Source organism: Algoriphagus aquimarinus, assembly GCF_900112005.1.
Lineage (GTDB): Bacteria > Bacteroidota > Bacteroidia > Cytophagales > Cyclobacteriaceae > Algoriphagus > Algoriphagus aquimarinus.
On record NZ_FOKK01000006.1, the window covers coordinates 254,085 to 276,659 of the forward strand.

Annotated in this window: 12 protein-coding genes; 4 read left to right on the top strand and 8 right to left on the bottom strand. The window is 40.3% G+C overall.

All coding sequences use genetic code 11. From position 1 onward, the window contains the following. Positions 1–39: 39 nt before the first annotated feature. From BM291_RS10245 to BM291_RS10260, 4 genes are all read left to right on the top strand, one after another. The gene (locus tag BM291_RS10245) at positions 40–3,132 is read left to right on the top strand and encodes a SusC/RagA family TonB-linked outer membrane protein (protein ID WP_175499676.1); all 3,093 of its coding nucleotides are present in this window, start codon (positions 40–42) and stop codon (positions 3,130–3,132) included. Positions 3,133–3,142: 10 nt separating this feature from the next. Then, on the top strand, positions 3,143–4,798 hold the full coding sequence (locus BM291_RS10250) for a RagB/SusD family nutrient uptake outer membrane protein (RefSeq protein ID WP_092896979.1): 1,656 nt from the start codon (positions 3,143–3,145) through the stop codon (positions 4,796–4,798). 114 nt (positions 4,799–4,912) lie between these two features. Then, positions 4,913–7,549, top strand: a complete 2,637-nt coding sequence (locus BM291_RS10255) for a glycoside hydrolase family 95 protein (protein WP_245786830.1) — start codon at positions 4,913–4,915, stop codon at positions 7,547–7,549. A 1-nt stretch (position 7,550) separates the two neighbouring features. Next, positions 7,551–9,008, top strand: a complete 1,458-nt coding sequence (locus BM291_RS10260) for a sulfatase family protein (protein WP_245786831.1) — start codon at positions 7,551–7,553, stop codon at positions 9,006–9,008. Between the two features lie 219 nt (positions 9,009–9,227). Here the strand turns inward: BM291_RS10260 and BM291_RS10265 are convergent, their stop codons facing one another. From BM291_RS10265 to BM291_RS10300, 8 genes are all read right to left on the bottom strand, one after another. Further along, complete coding sequence (locus BM291_RS10265) at positions 9,228–10,712, bottom strand: sulfatase family protein (protein WP_092896983.1); 1,485 nt, start codon at positions 10,710–10,712, stop codon at positions 9,228–9,230. Then, on the bottom strand, positions 10,702–11,349 hold the full coding sequence (locus BM291_RS10270) for a TetR/AcrR family transcriptional regulator (protein ID WP_245786832.1): 648 nt from the start codon (positions 11,347–11,349) through the stop codon (positions 10,702–10,704). Before BM291_RS10270 ends, BM291_RS10265 begins: the two co-directional genes overlap by 11 nt. A gap of 503 nt (positions 11,350–11,852) precedes the next feature. After that, positions 11,853–13,568, bottom strand: a complete 1,716-nt coding sequence (locus BM291_RS10275) for a RagB/SusD family nutrient uptake outer membrane protein (protein ID WP_092896988.1) — start codon at positions 13,566–13,568, stop codon at positions 11,853–11,855. Between the two features lie 16 nt (positions 13,569–13,584). After that, positions 13,585–16,920 (bottom strand): SusC/RagA family TonB-linked outer membrane protein, encoded by a 3,336-nt coding sequence (locus BM291_RS10280; protein WP_092896991.1) that lies wholly within the window; start codon positions 16,918–16,920, stop codon positions 13,585–13,587. Between the two features lie 554 nt (positions 16,921–17,474). Continuing rightward, positions 17,475–18,521 carry a glycoside hydrolase family protein gene (locus BM291_RS10285; protein WP_092896994.1) on the bottom strand — a complete coding sequence of 349 codons (1,047 nt, stop codon included), beginning with the start codon at positions 18,519–18,521 and terminating at the stop codon, positions 17,475–17,477. 150 nt (positions 18,522–18,671) lie between these two features. Beyond that, positions 18,672–19,721 (bottom strand): glycoside hydrolase family protein, encoded by a 1,050-nt coding sequence (locus BM291_RS10290; RefSeq protein WP_092896997.1) that lies wholly within the window; start codon positions 19,719–19,721, stop codon positions 18,672–18,674. Positions 19,722–19,856: 135 nt separating this feature from the next. Beyond that, the gene (locus BM291_RS10295; RefSeq protein WP_092897000.1) at positions 19,857–20,939 is read right to left on the bottom strand and encodes a glycoside hydrolase family protein; all 1,083 of its coding nucleotides are present in this window, start codon (positions 20,937–20,939) and stop codon (positions 19,857–19,859) included. A 188-nt stretch (positions 20,940–21,127) separates the two neighbouring features. Further along, a complete protein-coding gene (locus tag BM291_RS10300) occupies positions 21,128–22,378 on the bottom strand; it encodes an enolase C-terminal domain-like protein (protein ID WP_092897003.1) in 1,251 nt (416 codons plus the stop codon). Positions 22,379–22,575 lie beyond the last annotated feature (197 nt).

A 22,575-nucleotide genomic window follows, 5' to 3' on the forward strand; every position in this document is an offset into this window, starting at 1 on the left:
AACTATGTATTTGAGATCAATAACCCTAAAATTCTAAAAATGAAAAAATCTAACCCGTCTTCCCAGATTCGATGGAAAATAGGGCTCACGTTCTTTGTGCTACAGTGGGTATTCCTTTCTCCGTTCCATGCTTTTTCCAGTGAAGCATATGTGTACCGTGATTTAGTAAATAGTAATAGCTCTAAAGAGGCTGTTAATGATATAACTGGAAAAGTTGTAGATGAGAAGAATGAGCCTATTCCTGGAGTAACAATTTTGGTTAAAGGCACCACAAATGGGGCAGTAACTGATTTGGACGGAAGTTATTCACTTTCAAATATTCCAGAAGGAGCAGTGCTCGTGTTCTCCTTTATAGGCTACGCTAAACAGGAGGTAGCTGTTGGAAGTCAGTCGATTATCAATATCAAATTGGTGACTGATTCTCAGTCACTGGATGAAGTCGTGGTGATTGGGTATGGCACTTTAGAGAGGAGAGATTTGACAGGTGCTGTAGCCAGTGTTGATATAAAGCAACAGCAGGAGTTGTCGAATGTCAATTTGATGCAATCCCTTCAAGGTAGAGTGGCGGGTTTAAGTGTAGGAGCTATTACCAGTTCTGGTGCTAATCCAAGAATCGATATTAGAGGCCAAAATACACTGTCGAGTTCCACAAGTGATAATTCACCTTTAATAGTATTAGATGGGATTATTTACCGTGGAAGTATGGTAGATATCAATCCTTCTTCTATAGAATCAATAGAAGTGTTGAAAGATGGCAGTGCTGCAGCTGTCTATGGTTCGCAAGCAGCTAATGGAGTGATATTGATAACCTCAAAAAAAGGTAAGGAAGTAGGTAAACCTATTATCAGTTATTCTGGGCAATATTCATTGCAAGTACCGACTAATTCTATAGAGCCATTTAATACTGCTCAGAATAAAGCCTTTTTGGATGATTTATACTGGACAGATAGTAGAGTGGCGCCAGATTACCTTACAGTTAATCCTGACTTTGATGTTACACCTTTTTTGAAAACTATTGGGATTTCTAATGGCTACAAAAACAATCTAGATAATGATTGGTGGGGAATGCTGACAGGTAATGGAAGTATAAACAAACAGGATGTTAGTATCCGTGGAAGATCAGCAAATTCAGGTTATTTTATTTCAGCAGGTCTTCTGGATCAAAAGGGATTTGTCAAAAATGATGATTTCAAAAGAATAAGTTTGAATATAAATATGGATACTAAGATCACTGAGTGGTTGACTTTTGGTATGGAGACATTTTTGACTACAAGTGATTATTCTGGTGTTTCGCCTTCCGTTAGTAATGCTTTTCATTTCCAGCCTTTCGTGCCAATATATGATGATAATGGAGAATATGTATTGGAGCCAACAGGGACTGGACTTAACCCATTTCTTCAATACCAAATAGATGATGAGGAGAAAAGACTAAACTTGTTTGGGAATTTTCACCTAGACATAAAATTACCTTTTATAAAAGGACTTAATTATCGGGTGAATTATGGTAACAATTACACGTTAAATACCAATAATCAATTCAATCCATGGGGGGCTAATTTTACTGGTGCTGGTTACAAAAACAGCAGTAGCAGTTATGGTTATATTGTAGATAATATTTTAAGCTACAACAACACCTTTAATGAGGATCATAGATTGAATGTCACCCTCCTGTATGGTGTAGAGAAGATTCAAACTAGTCTTACAAATGCCTCTGCACAGGGCTTTGTAAACCCTACTTTGGGTTATAATAAACTAGAAGCTGGAGATCCTACCCTGAATTTGATCAATACTGGGGCACAACAGGAGACCAGTCTTTATACTATGGGTAGAGCCATCTATACGTTGAAAAATAAGTATATGGTGACAGCTACAGTGAGAAGAGATGGATTCTCAGGTTTTGGAACGACTAGTAAATTTGGACTTTTCCCATCGGTTGCATTGGGCTGGGTGATGAGTGACGAAGGCTTTATGAAGTCATCAGGAGTTGAGTATTTGAAATTGAGAGCATCCTATGGTCAGACAGGTCGAAGAGCGCTCTCAAGATACCAAACCCTTGCTGTGATGGGTTCTGCTCAAAGTATAATTTTTGGAGATGGAGGAAGTGCTACTATAGGGCAATGGATAAACTCTATGGCAAACAATGATCTAAAGTGGGAGACTACTACTGGCTTGAACCTAGGGATTGATTTTGAATTATTAAAATCTCGCCTTTATGGTAATGTCGAATACTACAGTAACAACACAGAAAACATCCTTTACAGTATCCAGATTCCTGAAATAACTGGGTTTTCTACCATTGGTACAAACATAGGTAATGTCAAAAACCACGGACTTGAACTTGTTTTAAATGGTAGAATCATTGAAAAGCAGGATATGAGTTGGGAAGCAGGGTTTAACTTTTCCCGTAATAGAAATGAAATCGTATCCATCTTGGGAGCAGATAACAATGGTGATGGAAAAGAAGATGATATCATCACCAATCAGTTATTTATCGGAGAGCCTCAAAATGTAGTATATGACTATGAGGTTACAGGTATGTGGCAATTAGCAGATGAGGTTCCAACAGGTTTTTTCCCGGGAACCTACATGTTAGATGATGCGAATGAAGACGGAAAAATTACTCCTGCTGATCGAAAAATTCTAGGTTATCGAGATCCTTCTTACAGATTTGGTATCAGTAATACTTTCCGATATAAGAATTTCTCATTATATGTTTTTGTAAACTCCATACAGGGTGGCAAGGACTTTTATTATGCTGATGGAAGTCCGTACCAAGATGGTAATTTGTTTAAGAAGGATCAGCTTTCTTACTCCAATGCAATGGCTTTCGACTATTGGATGCCAGAGAATCCAAATGCCAAATATAGAAGATTGGATACTCCTTCAAGTTTTGCTGGTAGACCCTATGATCAAAGAAGCTTTGTGAGGCTCCAAGATGTTTCCTTGTCTTACAGTTTTGGTGCTGGAGTATTAGATAAACTTAAACTAAGTAACCTCAAAGTAAACTTAAGTGGAAAAAATCTTGCCACATGGACCAAATGGGAAGGTTGGGATCCAGAAACTGGAGTTGGCCTCGTAGCAGGAGTACCGCTTATGAGAAGTTATACTATTGGTTTGAACGTAGAATTTTAATTGAAAAAACATGAAACGTATATATAAATTTATATTACCTGCCCTGTTTCTAGCCACCTTTTCCTGTAATGAAAATGAGTGGTTAGAAGAAAAGCCCTTGGACTTTTATACTCCAAGTAATTCCTTTTCGAAAGCTTCTGATTTTAATTCAGCAGTTGCTAGAATTTATCAGAATGTATTTACTGCGCTGCTTAATATCAATAGTAGTGAAGGCAGAGCATTGCAGTACCCGACTGATATAGCAATTGATGCTATTGACGTTACTCATGATTTGAATTTGTATGCAGATAAACTGACTCCTACGACAGGTGTGGTCCAGAATATATGGTCAGATCTATATCGAATGATATTCGATGCTAATGTGATCTTAGGTAGAATTGACGATACTGCTTTACAATTTGATTCTGAAGCTCAGCGTAATGCCCTTAAAGCCGAAGCCATGTTTTTCAGGGGGTTTGCCTATAGGACACTTGCTATACTCTATGGAGGAGTTCCTATAATATTAGAGGAAATCACTACTCCAAGAAGAGATTTTGTTAGAGCTTCTAAGCAAGAGGTTATGGATCAGGTAATCTCAGACCTAATGTTTGCTGCGGGGAATTTGCCTGAAGTAAATGAGCTAAAAGAAGATGGGCGCCTTACCAAGGCAGCTGCAAATCATTTGCTTGCTGAGGTATATATTACTACTGCTAATTATGCTGGGGCTATTGCAGCTGCTACAAAGGTTATTGATAATCCAAACTACCGCTTGATGACTGATAGATTTGGATCTAGAAAGGGCGAAGAAGGGGATGTGTATTGGGATCTTTTTCGGAGAAATAATCAAAACAGAACCAGTGGCAATATGGAGTCCATTTGGGTAAGACAATTTGAGTACTTGGTAGAAGGTGGTGGTGCTGACAACCCATGGCCTAGATTTCTGGTGCCGCTTTACTGGCAGCTAACAGGGTCAGATGGAAAGAACTTATTTACTGGTCCATTAAATCAATACGGTGGACGAGGTATCGGATGGTTTGCACCTACGAGTTATGTGAAAGATGAGATTTGGGCTAATGACGCAGTTGATATGCGTAATTCATCCAAAAATATTATCAGAGATATTGTTGCAAATAATCCCGCTTCCGCATTCTTCGGGCAAAAAATAGTAGAAAGCGGTGCAATCGATAACTTCCCAAATACCTTGGGTAGATGGTGGAATGTGATTTTTGCCAAAGTAGCACCTATAGGCAATTTCCCGGAAGAATATGTGATCAATGCCGAGACGGGTTTAGTAAATGGTGGAGCCAATGGCATGGCAACAGATCAGTATATTTTCAGACTTGCAGAAACGTATTTGTTGAGAGCCGAAGCTCATTTAGGCCAAGGTGATCTAGCTAGCGCAGCTCAAGATATTAATGCTTTACGCGAAAGAGCTCATGCTACTCCTGCGGCTGCGTCAGAGATAGATATAGATTATATTTTGGATGAGCGGGCACGTGAATTGGCTTGGGAAGAACTAAGGTTGCTTACCTTGATGAGGGTAGGTAAATTGGTAGAGCGGGTAAAAGCACACAACCCAGTGACGGGGGATAGAATCTCTGCTCATCAGAATTTGTGGCCAATTCCATTTCGTGAAATTGAAACTAATACTGAAGCAGTAATGGAGCAGAATCCTGGTTATTTTTAGGATTTTATAATTCAGACAAAATAAAATTGAGTAAAAAATATAGCTATGTGCGCAGTTTTAAGAGGCTACGCACATAGCTTATTTAGTTAATTACACATTACTAAAAATAGGAAAATGATGAACATCGAAAATAGGATACCTGTAATTGTCCTTTTTACTTTTTTTCTAGCCATCAGTTTATTACCAGCTTCTGCGAGGCAGCAAATAAGTATCTCAGAAGATGAGCAAGAATTAAGAGTCTGGTATGATCAGCCTGCAATAGAATGGACTGAGGCGATTCCTATTGGGAATGGCTACATGGGAGCGATGGTATTTGGTGGCGTGGAACGTGAACGAATTCAGATGAATGAAGGCACCTTGTATTCAGGTGATCCTGATTATACATTCAAAAGCATCAATGTTCGCAAGCAATACCCGCAAATAATGGCTTTAATGGAGGCCGGCGAATTTGGAGAAGCACAGGATATCATTCAGAAAGATTGGCTAGGTAGAGCGCAACAATGCTTCCAGCCCATGGGAGATGTTTGGATAGATTTCCCACATGAAGGAGAGGTAGAGTCGTATGAAAGAAGCTTGGATATTGGCCGTTCTATCGTTCAGGTTAAATACAAGGTAGGAGAGGTGACTTACACGCGAGAGTATTTTGCGAGCTATCCGGATCATGTGATTGTAGTGAGAATCTCCGCTGATGTGCCAGGTATGGTGAATGGTAAGTTGAGCCTTTCTACTCCTCATGAACCAACAGAGAAAAGATTTGAAGATAACGATGAGTTGGTACTGCAGGGGAAAGCACCCGGAATTGCTTTGAGAAGATCGCTGAAACAAGTGATTGACATGGGTGATCAGCATAAGTATCCAGAGATTTTTGATCTGAATGGAGAGGTGAAACCTGGAGCTACTCAAGTGATGTACGATGAGGATGTGTTTGGGCTGGGGATGGCATTTGATACCCGCGTCATCACCAAAAATCAAGGTGGAACAGTAACCCAAAACGATGAATTTGTAGAAGTAAAGAATGCTGATGCAGTCACTTTTATTGTTTCTGCGGCTACCAGTTACAATGGTTTTGATAAATCACCGGCTTTCGAAGGAGTAGATGAGGCAGCTAAAGTGAAGGAGTTTATAAGTGCAGTTCAGAATAAAAGCTACCAAGAACTTTATGATACCCATGTTGCTGATTATCAGGAGCTATTTAAGCGTGTAGAAATCAGTTTGAATAAGAAAACGAAACAGTCAGAATTGCCAACTGATGAGCGGGTGAAAATCTTCGCTAATGGAAATGATCAATCACTGGTTGGCCTATACTTCCAGTTTGGGCGGTACTTGATGATTTCAGGATCTAGACCAGGAGGTCAGCCACTGAATCTGCAGGGGATATGGAATGCGGAAATTATCCCGCCTTGGGCCTCTGCCTATACCATGAATATCAATTTGGAGATGAACTACTGGCCAGCTGAGCTGACCAATCTATCCGAAAGCCATGAGCCGCTCTTTACTGCAATCAAAGAACTGGCAATCAACGGCACTGCTACCGCTCGTGATATGTTTGGTAATCAAGGATGGACTGGTAATCATAACATGACGGTTTGGCGCCATGCTGAGCCAGTGGACTCATGTGCCTGTTCATTTTGGCCGATGGTTTCTGGCTGGCTGATGAGCCATATGTGGGAGAGATATCTTTTCACAGGAGACCAGGAGTTTTTGAAAACAGAGATTTTCCCGCTATTGGAAGGCGCCGTATTGTTTTATAAAGACTGGTTGGTTCCGAACAAGGACGGTATGCTAGTCACTCCGGTGGGACATAGTCCTGAGAATAAATTCTACTACGATGGAAAGAAATTCTCCACACAGAGCCCTGGGCCTACGATGGATATGGCGATCATTCGTGAGTCATTTTCTAGATATCTAGAAGCAACAGAGATTTTGGGTTACGATACTGAAATTGAAGGAGAGATTACTGAAAAATTAGCCACGCTTTTGCCTTATCAAATAGGTAAATATGGCCAGCTTCAGGAGTGGCAATTTGACTTTGAAGAGCAGGAACCATCTCACAGACATATCTCACATCTGTATCCATTTCACCCGGGCAATCAAATCAATGCGGATAATAATCCAAAGCTTACTGCTGCAGTTAAGCGCACGATGGAGCGCCGAGGAGATCAGGCTACTGGCTGGTCTATGGGCTGGAAAGTGAATATGTGGGCGAGACTTCATGATGGAGAAAAATCCCTTGAGTTACTTACCAACTTATTGCATCTGGTGAAAGATGGCGAAGAAGGTACGAGCAAGAGTGGTACCTATACCAACCTGTTTGATGCTCACCCGCCGTTTCAAATTGATGGGAATTTTGGTGCTACGGCCGGAGTTGCGGAAATGCTAATACAAAGCCATGCGGGGAAATTGCAGCTGTTGCCAGCTTTGCCAAAAGCTTGGGATCAAGGAAAAATTTCTGGTTTGAAAGCTAGAGGTGCATTTGAAGTATCTATGGAATGGGAGAAAAATATCTTGAAAAAAGGAACTATCGTCTCTCACAAAGGAGGGGTTTTGCCTATACAATCGGTGACTCCGTTGAAATTCAGCGGCGACGTAGTCTTATTGGATAAGGGCGTAAACAACTTGCTTAATCCAATCAATCCTGGAGAATTCCTAAATCACTCTGAAGCTAAACTCGCAGAGTTGAATGAGCCTGCCTATTTCGAATATTACATTCAAACTGAAGCAGGTCAGACCATACAATTCACTAAGAAGTAATATGAGAAATTCATTTTCCCTACTCATTGCTCTTTTCGTTACAATGGGAGCAGCTTTTTCACAGGAGAAACTTCCCAATGTAATTGTGATTATGGCTGACGACTTGGGATATGGAGATCTTTCATCCTACAATTCTCAATCAAAAATACAAACACCAAACATGGATAAACTGGCCGCAGGCGGAGTTATTTATTGGGATGGGCATTCTGCTTCTTCCATTTGTACTCCGTCCAGGTATGCTTTCATTACTGGCAATTATCCTTGGAGATCAGATTTAGTTAAGTCTGTTTCTTGGTCAGGATATGACAATCCTTTGATTGAAAAATCTCAATTCACGATTGCTGATATGATGAAGGAGGCTGGTTATACTACAGGTATTGTAGGAAAGTGGCACTTGGGGATCAATTTTGCTGAGAAGGAAGGTAATGGCTTTGTTCAAACAAAAACCCATCATGAATCTGGACTAAAGGGCACTAGGGATGTCGATTTTACTATGCCCACATTTGGAGGGCCAAATGATCTAGGATTTGATTATTGGTTTGGATCTGCAGCAGGGCATAATATGGAGCCTTTTGTATTCATTGAAAACAGATATACTGTTTCTATTCCAAAAATCTGGAGAGAGGCTAAAGTCCCTTTAAAGACAGGCTTATCTGCTTCTGAAGTACACGAGGGATGGATGGCAGCCGATTGGGATGATTTGAAAGTCACTAGTACGCTTACTGCGAAAGCAATTGAATTTATCAATGATTCTCAAAAATCTAAGAATCCATTTTTCTTGTATTTCGCTCATACGGCACCGCATAGACCAAGTAACCCGACTGCCGACTCTAAAAATAAATCTAAAGCCGGTGATCGAGGTGATATGGTCTATGAATTGGATCAGAATATAGGCGAGGTAATAGCCACGCTAGAAGCACTAGGGATAAAAGATAACACGTTGATTATCGTCACTAGTGACAATGGCGGAACAAAAGTTAGTGATAATGGCGAGGATTACGGCCATAGGACAGCGGGGAAATTGAATGGGTATAAGGCTTCATTATTGGAAGGAGGGCATAGGGTTCCGTTCATTGCCTATTGGCCTAAGGTGATCCAGCCCAATTCACAAAGTAATGCTCTAGTGACTAGCATGGACATTATGGCTACGCTTGCAGATGTAGTGGGAGTAGAGATCCCTGTCACAGTTGATAGTGAAAGTTTCTACGCTACGATGTTATCTCCTCAGATTGATTCTCCACGAGATCAGTTTATTCATTCAGTCTCCAAGGGTACTTTTGCATTGAGAAAGGATAATTGGAAATATATCTACAACAGAACCAATTCTGGTGGATGGGATGAGCAGTTGTATGATTTGAAAGAGGATTTGTCCGAAAAGGTAAATTTAGCAACCTCGAATCCGGAACTCTGCTTAGAACTGCGAAAGGAATTGTTTGAGAAAATATATGAGGATAATTAATACAGTTCACTTCTCGAAAGGATGTAAAATGAGTTGATTGAGTTCCTCTTAATTTGAAAAGACCCTGCGGAGATATCACCTCGCAGGGTCTTTTATTTTAACTAGAAGTAAAGTGAGGTGAATTTTTACGCTATTTCCGGAATTCAAATGAGAAGTGAGGAGCACAAAAAAGGTCTCCTGTATCAGGAGACCTTTTTTGTGCTTTCTGCCTAAGATTTTTTAATTTTCGATATTCTCAAAATACCGCTTCAGCGTATATTCAGGCTGCCATTGATCTGGTTTTCTAGTAAGTTTGGCAGGATCGTATTCTAGTGGTTTGATCACCTTGGTAGTCAAAGCAGCAGTGTCGCCTGAGGCTTTTTGCCAGTCTTTCAGCGAGTTCATCAGTTCATCTCTAGTACTGGAATACTCTGTGTTGTCAGCAAGATTGTTCAATTCCAATGGATCATTTTTCAAGTTGAACAACTGCGTATAATCACGTTCTGGGTACCTGATCAGTTTCCATTCTGGTGTTCTTACTGCCCGCACTGTATATCGGTAAGCAGTAAATAGGCTGTTTCTCACACCAGCGCTTTTTCCAGAAAGAATAGGAGCTAAGCTCTTTCCATCCACCTGAGTTGGCTTCGGTAAACCTGCCAATTCGGATAGGGTAGGGTAAAGGTCATAGAGATACACCATCGCATCAAAAGTCTCGTTCTTCGGAACTCCAGGGCCTTTGATGATCATCGGGACATTGGTGCTGTGTTCGTAGAGACTTTGCTTGCCTAGCAATCCATGGCTTCCCGCTGCCAAACCATTGTCAGCAGCATAGACGATGATGGTGTTATCGTACAGGTTATTGTCTTTGAGCGTTTGGATGATTTTGCCAATCTGGGTATCTAAGTGAGTCACCAGCGCATAGTAATCAGACAGAATCATCTGGATTACCTCTGGCTTTCTTGGCCAGTCAGTAAGCAGTTCATCGCGTACCATGAGGTTGTCAAATGCAAAAGGATGATAGGGTTTGTAATTCCCAGGCAAAGGCAAAGAGCCATCTGGGTAATGATTGATATAATTCGCTTCAGGAGAGTAAGGATCATGCGGTGCAGTGAAGGCTACATAAGCGAAGAATGGCTTGTCAGTTCCTGATTTAGCATGATCTTTTATAAACTCAATCGCGCCTGCGGCAAAAACTTCTGTAGAGTAACCTCTGTTTGTTGGCTCACCGAGCTTTCCATTTTCGTCATAATCACGCATCGCAAGGCTGTAATGATCAGCCATTCCTCCTAGGTAGACATTTTTTGCATGCTGGAAACTCGCTTCGAAAGCTTCTTTCTCATTATGCCACTTACCAGTACCAAAAGTAGAATATCCTGCTTGTGCAAAGTCCATCGGCATGGTGCGCTCGTCTTTGAGTTTGTCATAGACATGAAATAAGCTTTTGCCACTTAGCAACATCGCCCGACTTGCAGCGCATACAGCGCCGTGATTCCCGCCCATTACATAGGCGTTTTCGAAGCGGCTGCCATCACTTGCTAACTGATCTATGTTCGGAGTTTGTATGTAAGGATTGCCTGAAACTCCCAAAGCATCCGCACGCTGATCATCTGCAAAAAGGAAAAGTACGTTGGGTTTGATGGGTTTTTGTTGTGCCAGACCTAGCTGACAAATGAGTGAAAGAAGTAGGGTTGTCCCTATTCCAAAGATTCTAAGTTTACTCTTCATTGGTTGATTCTTTGTGTGCGTAGCCGTATTTGTCAATTATATTTGCTTGCTCTTCCTTCCCTCTATCATTTAAATAAGGCTTTATGATAGTCCAGATACTTCGAGTCATTTGACCTTTCTCATTGAACTTATAAGTGGTCAATACTTCTTGTTTGGAAACCCAGAAGGTAATGATGATTCTTATTATGTGCTGGATTTGTTCCATAGATCCAGGTTCTGTAGGGATAAGATACCCTTCAGCCATAAACTCATCCAGGAGCGTTTCCATTTGTTTTTTTCTTAGCTCGAAAGTTTGTTGCAACAGCGTGTTAACCTGCGGATAGGATCTGGAGATTTCCAGAACATCTAAATTGAAAAATCGGTATTGATATTGGAATTTCTCCAGCCTTAAAAGTAGCAGATGTAGATGCTCTAAGGGAGAGGTGTTTTCTTTACGAATGCTGTAATTATCCGACAAATCGGATCGCATCTTTTCGTAAATAGCTAGAAGTAGTTCTTCTTTGTTTTTGTAATGGTAATCTAGATTGCCATGAGAAATCCCCATTTCCCCAGCTATGTGGCGACTGGTTATTGTTTGTATTCCTGATTCATTAAACAGCTTAATAGCCATTAGTTGGATTTTCTCCTTTGTCTTCATTTTTGGGGCTTTGTCCATTCTAATACTTTATAAAGTTAGAAAAAAGAATCTTTTGTCAAGATATAGCTGAAAGGATAAAAAAGGGGATTATGAATCCCCTTTTTTATGATTAATAAACCATTATTCTACCAACTATATTTATTTTTATTAATTACCAACCTTGTGCTTAATTAAGATTTGGGGATCAATGCAATAGATGATGGGCTTGATGTAAGTAGGTAAGTCCATTCATGAATTGAATCTCTACTTCTAAAATACGAAAAATAGTGCAAAAGCACTAATTCTTGTAAAGAAAATAGGTCTTGTGTACTAAAAAAATAAAGTGGCGGTTATAGATCGAAAATAGGTTTAAATCTTATTGCTCGCTAAACCCTTTTAGCCTGAATTATCACGCCAGAACAAAAGAAGCGGAGAATAGAAATGACCAAAGTTTTCGTCCTAGTGCAAGATGGCATGCCTTAAAAGTAAAAAAGGAGAAGTATTTAGCTTCTCCTTTTATCAAATTACCAATTTGGATTTTGTGTAAGGTTTGGGTTGAGCGTGAGCTCATCGCTAGGAATAGAAATAAGATAATCTCTGTTTGCTTTGAAACCATAACCGTTTGGCATTTCAGATTGGAAATAGTCCAATTGATTTCTCTCATCAACTTTCACTACCAGAGTAGGAAATTCTGATTGCTTAAATGGATAACCTAAAGGTCTTTTACCCGCAAATAATTCATGAGCAGCCCATCTTCTGTAGTCATCTATACGCTGCCCTTCTAATGCCAATTCTACTCGACGCTCATTTCTAATCGCATACAATGCATCATCTATCGCATATCCATAATCCAACAATTGATCTCCAAAGTCTGCTTGAGGAATCACTTCGAAATCTGGCATACCAACACGATTTCTGATCATGTTCAATTGAGGCAAAGCCAGCTCTTGATTCAATTCATACTTTGCCTCTGCATAATTAAGTAATACCTCTGCATACCTGAAGTAAATTCTCCCAGTTTGGCTATATCCACCAAAATCTGCACCTGCCCCAGAAGAATATGGATTAGAAAATTTTTTCACCTGAAAGCCAGTAGCGCATAGCTCTTCCGAACCTCCATTAATGAATGGCTTACTAAAGATTTGTCCAGAACTCGCAACTCTCAAATCTCCAGGGGCCCAAACTGTAGCATGGAGCCTCGGATCCACATCCTCTACTATTTGATTTAAAAAATCATTTCCACTCGCCGTCTGAGCTAGTGCAGAATAATCGTATGGCTTGCCGTCTTTACCAAGATAGGAAGAAGCTAAAGACCACGTGATTCCCATATCTCTAGTTCTACGAGTTGTGTAGAATTGTAATTCATGCCCCAACTGCTCTGAAGTACTTGCTATTCTATAGAAAAGCACCTCATCAATATTAGACATATTATCCAATCCAAATAGGTTATAATAATCTGCATCAGGCTTGCCTGTATTTAATAAACCTACGATGTAAGATCCGTTCATCAGCTCTTCAGTCGCTGAGATTACCTGCTGAAAGTACTTGTTAGGGTCAGCTCCAGTAGTGCCAAACTCAGTTCCAGCGTGATATTTCTGCCAGGTTCCTTCGTATAGTGCCACCTGTGCTTTAAAAGCTAAGGCTGTTTCCTTATTCAATCTTGAATTCCCAACTGATTGTCTATTCCCGAGGTATTCGAATGCTTTATCCAACTCAGAGATAATGAAATCTGCTACCTCTGTACGTGGAGCACGCGAATCCAACAGTTGCTCGTCACCTGGAAATAATTGATGATCGTAGATTGGTAGATCTCCATAGTCCTTGTAAAGATCATAATAAAACCAAGCTCTAAAGAAATGGGCTTCTCCCAAAAACTGAGCATAAGAACTAATATCAGCTTGCACATTGTCCAAGTTGTCAAAAAGAATATTTATACTTCTAATGTTTGACCATTCACCTGACCATTGACCGTTTCGAGGTGATCTTGTTCCGTTGAGGATAGCGCTTGGAGTAGCTATAATTAGATTGTCAGAATTGTTTTCTGATAAAGGTTGATTGGCACTTCCATGGCGTGGGAAAACGTCGTAATATTTTTTTACATAATTCTCAATGTCATTGCTTGTTCTGAAATATTCATTGACAGAGATTTGATCTTCTGGTGGGTTCTCTATAAAATCTTCACAGGCCATAGTGCCGAAGAGTAACGCACCCAATACTAGTATATATTGTAATTTTTTCATGTCTTATCAGGTTGGATTAGTTGGTGATTTTTAAACCAAATGAGAATATGCGATCAGCACCATAGGTTTTACCCACACCATAGCTTCCGCCCACTGCAACAGGATCTATACCATCAGGAAGGCTGGTAAATGTGAATAAGTTTTCTCCGGAGAAGTAAACTCTCAGGTTACTGATTTTCAATTTCTCAAGCATTGGTCTAGGGAAAGTGTAACCAATCTGCATATTCTGTATTCTCATATATGCACCACTTTGAAGGTAACGTGTACTGGTTATTCTATTCTTGTTGTTTTGTCCATCATTAATATATGGTCTAGGGAAGAAGGCATTTGTATTAAAGTTCGCCTCTCCTTCAGCGATACCCGTGTAGGCATCTCCAACTTGATCTCTAAAATAATCCAAGTGATAATCAGTAAGTGTGGTTTGGTTACCAGATCTGAAACCCCAAAACATATTTTCCCCAGAGCCGAACCAGAGGTCTCTCTTAGCCACTCCTCTCACTAGCAAAGAAAAGTCAAATCCTTTGTAGGCAGCACTCAAATTCAGTCCATACTGGAAGTGAGGAGTACTATTTCCAATGATATGCAAGTCTCCAGAATCTTCCAGGGTATTTGAGCCATTATCTACTTTGCCATCTCCATTGGTATCCAAATATTTTACATCACCCGTTTTCCATGATAAACCTGTCAAATCAGAAAGATCAACTTGGGAGGTATATGAATCAATTTCTTCTTGCGTCTGGTATAGGTCATCTGCTGAATAACCCCAGATCTCGCCTTGCTCTCTACCTTCATACCAGTTGGATAGAACTCCTTCTGGATTCGAATATTTGGTTACAACAGCTTTACTGTCATAGATATTAAAACCAACATTGTAAGTAAATCCACTATTGGTAGTGTGACCATAGTTGATGGAAGTTTCCCATCCTCTTGCTCTTAAAGTAGCATTGTTAGTCTGTGGAACATTAGATCCAAGTACTCCAGGAGCTGGTGCAACAGGGCCGATCATGTCAAACGTTGTTCTTTCAAACCAATCTACTACAACCTTCAACTTATTATTAAGGAAAGACATATCCGCACCGATATCTATAGTCCGTGCGGTTTCCCAAGTCAAGTTATTACTTACCAAAGAAGGGGTTCCTGCATAACCTACAGGTCTAGCTCCACCAGATTCGAAAATCCAGTTTACAGCACTTCCAGAAAGCGGAATAAGTAGTAGATCTAGGTATGGGTCTACATTTTGGTTACCCAATTCACCCCAAGATCCACGGATTTTGAAAGTATTCACTACAGGCTTAATGGATTCCCAGAAGTTTTCCTTATCCATATTCCATCCAGCAGAGAAGGAGGGGAAGAATCCCCAACGATTTCCATCCTTGAATCTTGAAGTTCCGTCATATCGTGCATTTGCTTCAAATAAATACTTTTCATTAAAGTTATAATTGACTCTACCAAAATACCCTTGAGTACTATAGGTTAGCAAGCCTTCGTTCATTTGTATATCACCGTCAGCAGTATTTAGAGATGGTACATCTGGCACCAGAATATTAGTTCTATAACCACTTAAGCTTCTCTGCTTAGTTCTCTCAAACTGGGTACCGCCCATAATTTTGAAATTATGATTTTCACCAGCTTTGAATTCGTAAGAGGTAAACAAGTTGGTAGTCCAGTATACATTGCTGTAGTGTGTAGCGCGATAATTACTTGGCACCGTATTACCACTAGGGATAATAGATCCATCTACTAAATGATCATATACTGTCAATTCTTTGCTTTGGTAGAATTGGTCTACATTCTTGAATGCGAAATCTCCGTGCACAGTCAATCCATCAATTGGTCTGAAATCTGTAGAGAAATTTTGCCAGTTTTCAGTAGTCTCTGTACGGTCAGTTCCAGCGTCATTTACCCAAGGAATCTTAGATTGAATCATGACATTTCCAAAACCATCATACATCGCATTGGTAGGCATGGTACGTGCGATCTGGTGAAATATCAGATCATAAGAACCTTGACGGTCCATATTAGGTAGCTCACGTACTTGCTTGGAGAAACGAGGTTGGTAGGTGAAATCCCAGTTTTTAGTGATCGAAGTAGTGATCTTACCCATCACGTTGTATCGATTAAAAGTATCAGTACCATAATTGAGCACTCCTCCTTGATCATATAGACCGGCAGAGAAGTAATAGGCGGTCTTATCATTTCCGCCTGATAGTGTCAAGTCATGTTTTTGGATAAAACCAGAGCCATAATATTCATCAAACCAGTCACGATTAGCATTACCAAATTGGTTAAATCCCCATTGGTTTTGACTATTTAAGTTAGGCGTAGTTTCAAAGTAGGTGGCGTCTTGTGGGAAATTCGGTGTGCCTCTCAAGAAATCATAATCCCCTGCCTGAAAGGCTACGATGTTATCTATAATCTCATCACGAAAAAATCTTCCTCCTGACCCAGCTACCCCTGCTTCATTTATTGCTTTTGCAAAAGTCAACGAATTTGTCATGCTTGGAAGGCGCTGTGGAGTAGCGACTGACACATTGCCAGAATAGCTCACACGCAATTCTTGGTTTTTCCCAGATTTAGTAGTGATTACAATCACTCCATAAGGAGCTCTTGCTCCATAAATCGCAGATGCAGCAGCATCCTTCAGTATGGAAATGGATTCAATATCATCAGGATTGAGGCGGTTCATATCACCTGGTATTCCGTCAATAACGATGTATGGATCTCCACCACCATTTAAGGACCCCATACCTCGGATTTGTACTCCTAAGTTGGCTCCCGGCTGAAACCCATTATTTCCTACACTAAAAGTAAGACCTGGCGAAGTACCTTGAAGTAATTGAGAGACTGATGGAGATGGTCTGCTTTCTATCATTTTACCATCAACTACATCTACTGCTCCAGTTAAATTAGTAGCTTTTTGAGTGCCATAACCCACAACCACCACTTCAGAGAGTGATTGAGCATCTTCACTCATTGTGATGTTAATCACATTTGAGTTGCCGACTACTATGGTTTGAGTAGCATATCCAATAAAGGAAAATTGTAATGTAGCTCCTTCTTCCACGGAAATAGTATAATTACCATCTCCATCAGTTACTGTCCCTTTGGTTGTCCCTTGAACAGTGATTGTAGCTCCCGGGAGAGGATAACCATCGGCATCCACTATCTTCCCTTTTATAGAGACTTCGACTAAACTTCCATAACTTATTAAGCTGGTGTCGGCAAAATAATTGTTTTCCGCAAATGCGGACTTGCTTAGGGCGTTTGAATTAACTGAGTACGAAAAAAGTCCCAGCCCAACAGCTAAGATTTTCGATCTCAGAATAACTCCTTTAGGTATAATTTTTATCATTTCTTTATAGTTTGTTAAAAATTTATCAAAAGATGGGGCTTCCTGCTGTATTAAATAGGGGGTATTTTATTAGTTGGTGGATAGTGGGGATATTCGGACTATAATAATTATGATCGGTATGTCCGAATAGGCCGAATGCCCCATTATTAGAGTAATATACTGATTACTAGTCGTCTATAAGAACCTTGCTTTTTAGATTCAGACCAAAATGAACTGTATTTACTGAGGGTATATACTTTTCTATGTTAAAAAATTACTTTTGATAGCTTTTGCAGGGCTGGAAGAGGAACCTATCCATGAAAAAAGAAGTGTTAATGTAATCGCACTGACGCCTGAATAGATAGGTCTCCTTAAGTTTTCCAGATAGGACGCTGTCAGATTCGTTTTCATTGATATTTATTTCTCCTTATATAAATATTTATTGTTTCAGGGTTAGACGGATTATATCAGCTTTTTTGGTGTCTATAATTTATTACTCTTCCTAGAGTAAATTGTTACTCAAACTTCCCGGACCCAGTGATTCGTAATTAGAAAGTAGATAAGGTGTATATAAATCACTTTTTGAATTTCAAGACATAGCTTACTGTATTCTTTCGGCCAAAAATATTATGTCCTGAGGGTACATACATGTAGTTGACTTCACCATCTACAAGAAGTAGTTGCGGTCGCTCAAATTTCGAATAGGTAGCGTTCATTGGACCATAATAAATAGCCACTTTTTCCTGATCAAAATCTAGATATGCATTGATTCTATGAAAACCTTTTTCATAGGTGTCGAAAGTGATTCCATCTTCTGATGTCCATAGCAATCCTCCACCTGCTTCGATGATTCCATGATTGTCCGTAGTGAGTAATGCGAACTTTCCCTCGTACATAAAAGCATAACCGTCTTCAATATTTTGATCGTTGGAAGTGACTGGGAATGGCATTTGAACGTAAGGGCCTTCCAGATTTTCTGCGACCGCCAAACCCATTCGGGATTTTTCAGACTTGAAGTAAAGAAAATACCCTCCGTCAGGATGTTTTAACAGCGCCGGATTATTGACGCCGTTGCTAGCCTCGTAATTCCAGTATGCCGGGTTTTTAGGTGTGTCCAAAATCAATCCGTCTTTATTCACCTTATTCCATGGACCATAAGGAGAATCAGCAATTGCCATCCCTATTTTTTGATTAGAAGGGTGGGGCGGTTGTGATGGATTATCATTCGCTATATATAATAATACATACTTATCCTCTACTCTAGAGATGGTCGGGTTATGTGCACCATACTTATCCCAAGTATCTAGACCTGTTCCTGCTACTGCCACATCAGAAAAAGAAAATGGGCCTTCTGGATTTGAACCGACGTAATGAGCTATTTCACTAGCTGATCGCCAATCTGGATTTACTTTGTCACCTGGCCACCGAGCCACAAAGAGATGAACATTCCCTTCATCATCCATCACAGGAGATGTACCCCATATGGTAAATCCAGGTTCTTCAACTGCTATGCCCATATACTCCCAACTGTCTGCAAATTGCTTGTTTTGAGCAAACAACCTCCCTGAAGAGAATGCGAATAGCACAAAAATGAAAAGAGAACTTAAAGTTTTATTATACATAGAATTCTAATGAAGAATGTAAATCCGCTTTACTAACAATATACTTTCAAAGCTCCATAACTGAAGGTCTCAACCGCTTCGGTCACCTGTCACTTCTACTGAGCGTAGCCGAAGTGTCGGTCTTCCGTCTATCAGGTATATAATGTTAGCTTATTTATTCAGAGGGATAAAAATGATAAAGGATTCGTCCCCTTGCTTGGCAGCTAGTCCCAGCGTGATCAGTTCCCCACTTTCTTTAAAAACAAATGGGCGCTCTAGTCGATCAGGTTTCAGGGTAGTACCATCCTTCATTTTAATTTCTTTTGGCATAATCTGGTATTCGGAAGCCTTTTGCCATTTGAGTCCATCTGTAGAGCTGACCAATCCTATAAATCCCTCTGGAGTATGAAAGATTCCATAATAAATTTCACGCTTTTCGTCATACCAAAGGGACATGTCTTCAGTGTCCAAGTAATCGATTACAGGGTCAGGTTGGATATCAAAGGGTCCGTCAGGATTATCACTTATGGCAATAGCTTGATTTCTAATAAATCTTGTTTCTTTGGGTTTATCACCTTTAACGATCATATAATAACGACCATCCTTTCCCTGGTCCACAGCCGGGTTCACGGTCAAAGTCGAGATAGGGCCTGAAGGTTCTATTAAAGGTTGGTCTTGTCTTTGCCAGGGACCATCTAAAGAATTAGCTACTGCAACTCCGGTTCGCTGATTGGGTCTTAAAATTTTCCATTTGGGATGATTGTATCCAGTCAAACTGATTTCCATCAAGTCATTTTCTGAATAGTCCTGATTTTCTCCCATATTGGTGGAGATATAATACAGATAATATTTCCCGTTAAAATATTTAATCTTGGGATTGTGCGCTGTTATAGCATCCCAATTGCCTTTTCCACGACCTTCTAAAACAGTCTTTTTGAATTCCCAAGGTCCTGTAGGGTTTTCTGAAACTGCGTGGGCAATTTCAGAAAATAATAGCCATCCAGTAAAATTGGTGGATTTGGGCCACCGAGAATAAAAGAGGTGATACATTCCGTCATTTCCTTTGACTATTGATCCTCCCCAGTTATAATAGCCCTCTGTGCGAAAAATATTTACCTCACTAACAGGCTGAATAAATTTAGAGATCTGCAGATTATCCTGTGCGATACTTGGGTGCAGAAAAATTATTTGAACCAAAAGTATTAGACTATATTTTTTCATACCCCTTTATTTTTTATTGCTGAACAACTACTCGCTAAACTATATGTGAATTTCACCAATTCAAGGTCTTTATGAAATTGCTTAATATTCAATAAAGTAAAGAACTCCAATTTAACAGAATCCATTGTTTGACAGTTATTCTTTTGGTTCGCTTTTAAGTGGCCTTACCATGTTGAAAATATTTCCTTCAGGATTTCTGGCCGCGAAATAGACATGTGTAGGATGACCATGTTGCACCAGTACTTGAGGGCGTTCCAGTTTAGGGAATTCTACAGTTTCTCCATTGCTGAGCGTGAGAGTTCTGCTGTATGCAGCTGGATTTTCCGGTGTAGTCCAAACTACACCGTCTTCAGAACTTGCATAAAATCCTGCACCAGACTCACCAGTAATGGCTGCATTCATGCATTTGGCTAGCATGTGATACTGGCTGCCATCGTACCAGATGTATGGGTCTTCCACATCTGAACTTATAGGAAGAAGTTTGATTTGATTATCCTCGCCCTTCCGTTCGTAAGGACCCCAGTAGTGCTTGGCTGTGGCAACCCCAAAAGTCATTGTTCTATCTTGGTTTCTGGCTGGATAAGGAACGGGAGCACTCTTATACACCAAGAGCACAGATCCATCTTCGTGGACAAAGGGGGCAGGATTGCTGATAATTGCTCCATCCCATTGTCCTGGCCGGGGCTGAAGGATTGGTTCTTCCATTCTTTTCCACGGGCCCGTTGGGGAATCAGCAACAGCTACTCCTATACGTTTATGATTCCATGCCTCTTCATAAAGCTCACGGGTAGGGGCTATTTGTACTGGTTGATCAAATTCGTAATTAATCCCGATGTAGAATAGCACGTATTTCCCATCGTGGTATTGGATATTGGGATTGTGAGTCATCATTCCATCCCAAAATTCTTTGCCTCTAGCAGGCAACACCACTTGTTTGAATTTAAATGGACCTTCAGAGTTATCTGCTACAGCAAGGACGATTTCGCTATTTGTTACCCATGCGCTCATCCCCAGATGCTTTGGCCAGCGACTGGCAAACATGTAGTAAAGATTATCTTCTCCTTGGATCACTGAGCCACCCCAAACAATATAATCCTCCATTTGAAATGCTCCTTCCACAGGAGAAGTATCCCACTGATTTAGGAAAGGGTTTTTCTGGGAATAAGCTGCGCTAAAGCTGATAAATAAGCTAAAGGAAAGTAGATATAGTAATTTCATTTTTGACTAGGTCAAAGTAGAGGTGTCTTTTGAATGTGTATAGCCGCTTTTATTCCAGTAAGAATGCAAAAGCAATATAGGATATGTTAAACTTAAGAATTGTGGCCGCTTCGGTCACCCGTCTTCGGTCTTCCAGCCAGCTAAGCAAAAAAATTATGGATACCGGTATCATTGCGGATAGTCATGTTTTAATAAGAATATTCGTATTGCAGAAGATCCGCACTCATACCTGGTTCCATAGGAGTTTGGTATTTTCCGTCTGAGATCAACACTGGGTGTTTGAAGTAATCACGTAAATGTGGAATGTGCTCCAATAGCAAAGCTGGATGCCCAAGTGTGATATGATTGAACAATACCAAGTGCTGATGAATCTGTCCCATGTCACCCACATGTGGAACTACTGGAATATTGAATTTGCGGGAAAGCAAACTGATCAGGAGAAACTCCGAAACTCCGCCTACTCTTACTGCATCTACCTGATTGAAGGACATGCATCCAGATTGGATGAAGTTTTTGAAAATAATCTTATTCGGCACATGCTCGCCTAGTGCCAGAGGTACATCTACTGCTTTTGCCAAAGCCACATGTGCATACACATCATCTGGATGTGTAGGCTCCTCAATCCAGTAGGGATTTAGTTCTTTCAATTTGGTACACACACTTATCGCTTGAGGTAGATTCCATTGTTGATTAGCATCAAACATGATCGTTGCCTTATCTCCCGCTATTTTCCTTACCAGTTCAGCCCTTCTGATATCACGATCTGGATTTTGAGCTCCTACTTTCAGTTTCATCGCAGTGAATCCATTATTCATGGCTTCTTCCACATTGCGAAGCACTTGTTCGTCAGTATAATTGAACCAGCCAATCGATGTATCGTAGCCTGGATATCCAGTTTGAATAATAGACTCCCGCTGAGTAATTCCCGCTCTCTGGTTTTTGATTAGGGCTATAGCTTCTTGTTTTGGTAAAATATCTTCATAATAAGAGAAGTCCAGCGTGTTTACCAATTGCTCAGGACTCAAATCAATTAGTAATTTCCATAGTGGAACTCCTTCCGCTTTTGCCCAAAGATCATAACAGGCATTCACAACTGCAGCTAGTGCTAATTGTACTACGCCTTTATGCGGACCGAGCCAACGGAAGTTGGGGTCATCGGCCATTTTCTTGTACGTAGCGCCAAAGGTATCCATCAATTCATAGATTTCTTTGCCCTCTACATGTTTGACTAGATATTCGATTGCCTGGCACACGATTTTATTTCCTGAGCCTAAGGTAAATGCCAATCCAACTCCTTCTACATCTGAATCCGTCACCAACTTGCATACAGCGTATGCATATACAGGTTTGACGTGAATGGCATCCGATCCCGCACCGTCTTTTAGGTCGAAACGCATGTCATTTGATAGGCCTTTTTTAATTACAATAGGTTTTTTCATCTGTTTATAATTTGCTTATTAAAGGTCATCCCGATAGCTATCAGGATAGGGAGGAATCTCGCATGTAGGATAATCATCTTAGTATGTGACTTTTCAGTTATGCCTGTCTGCCTAAGGCAGGCGCGATTTCATCTCTTGATCTTCGAAAAATTAATTTATTCCACTGCTTTTAGATCAGCATAAGTAGATTGGTTTAA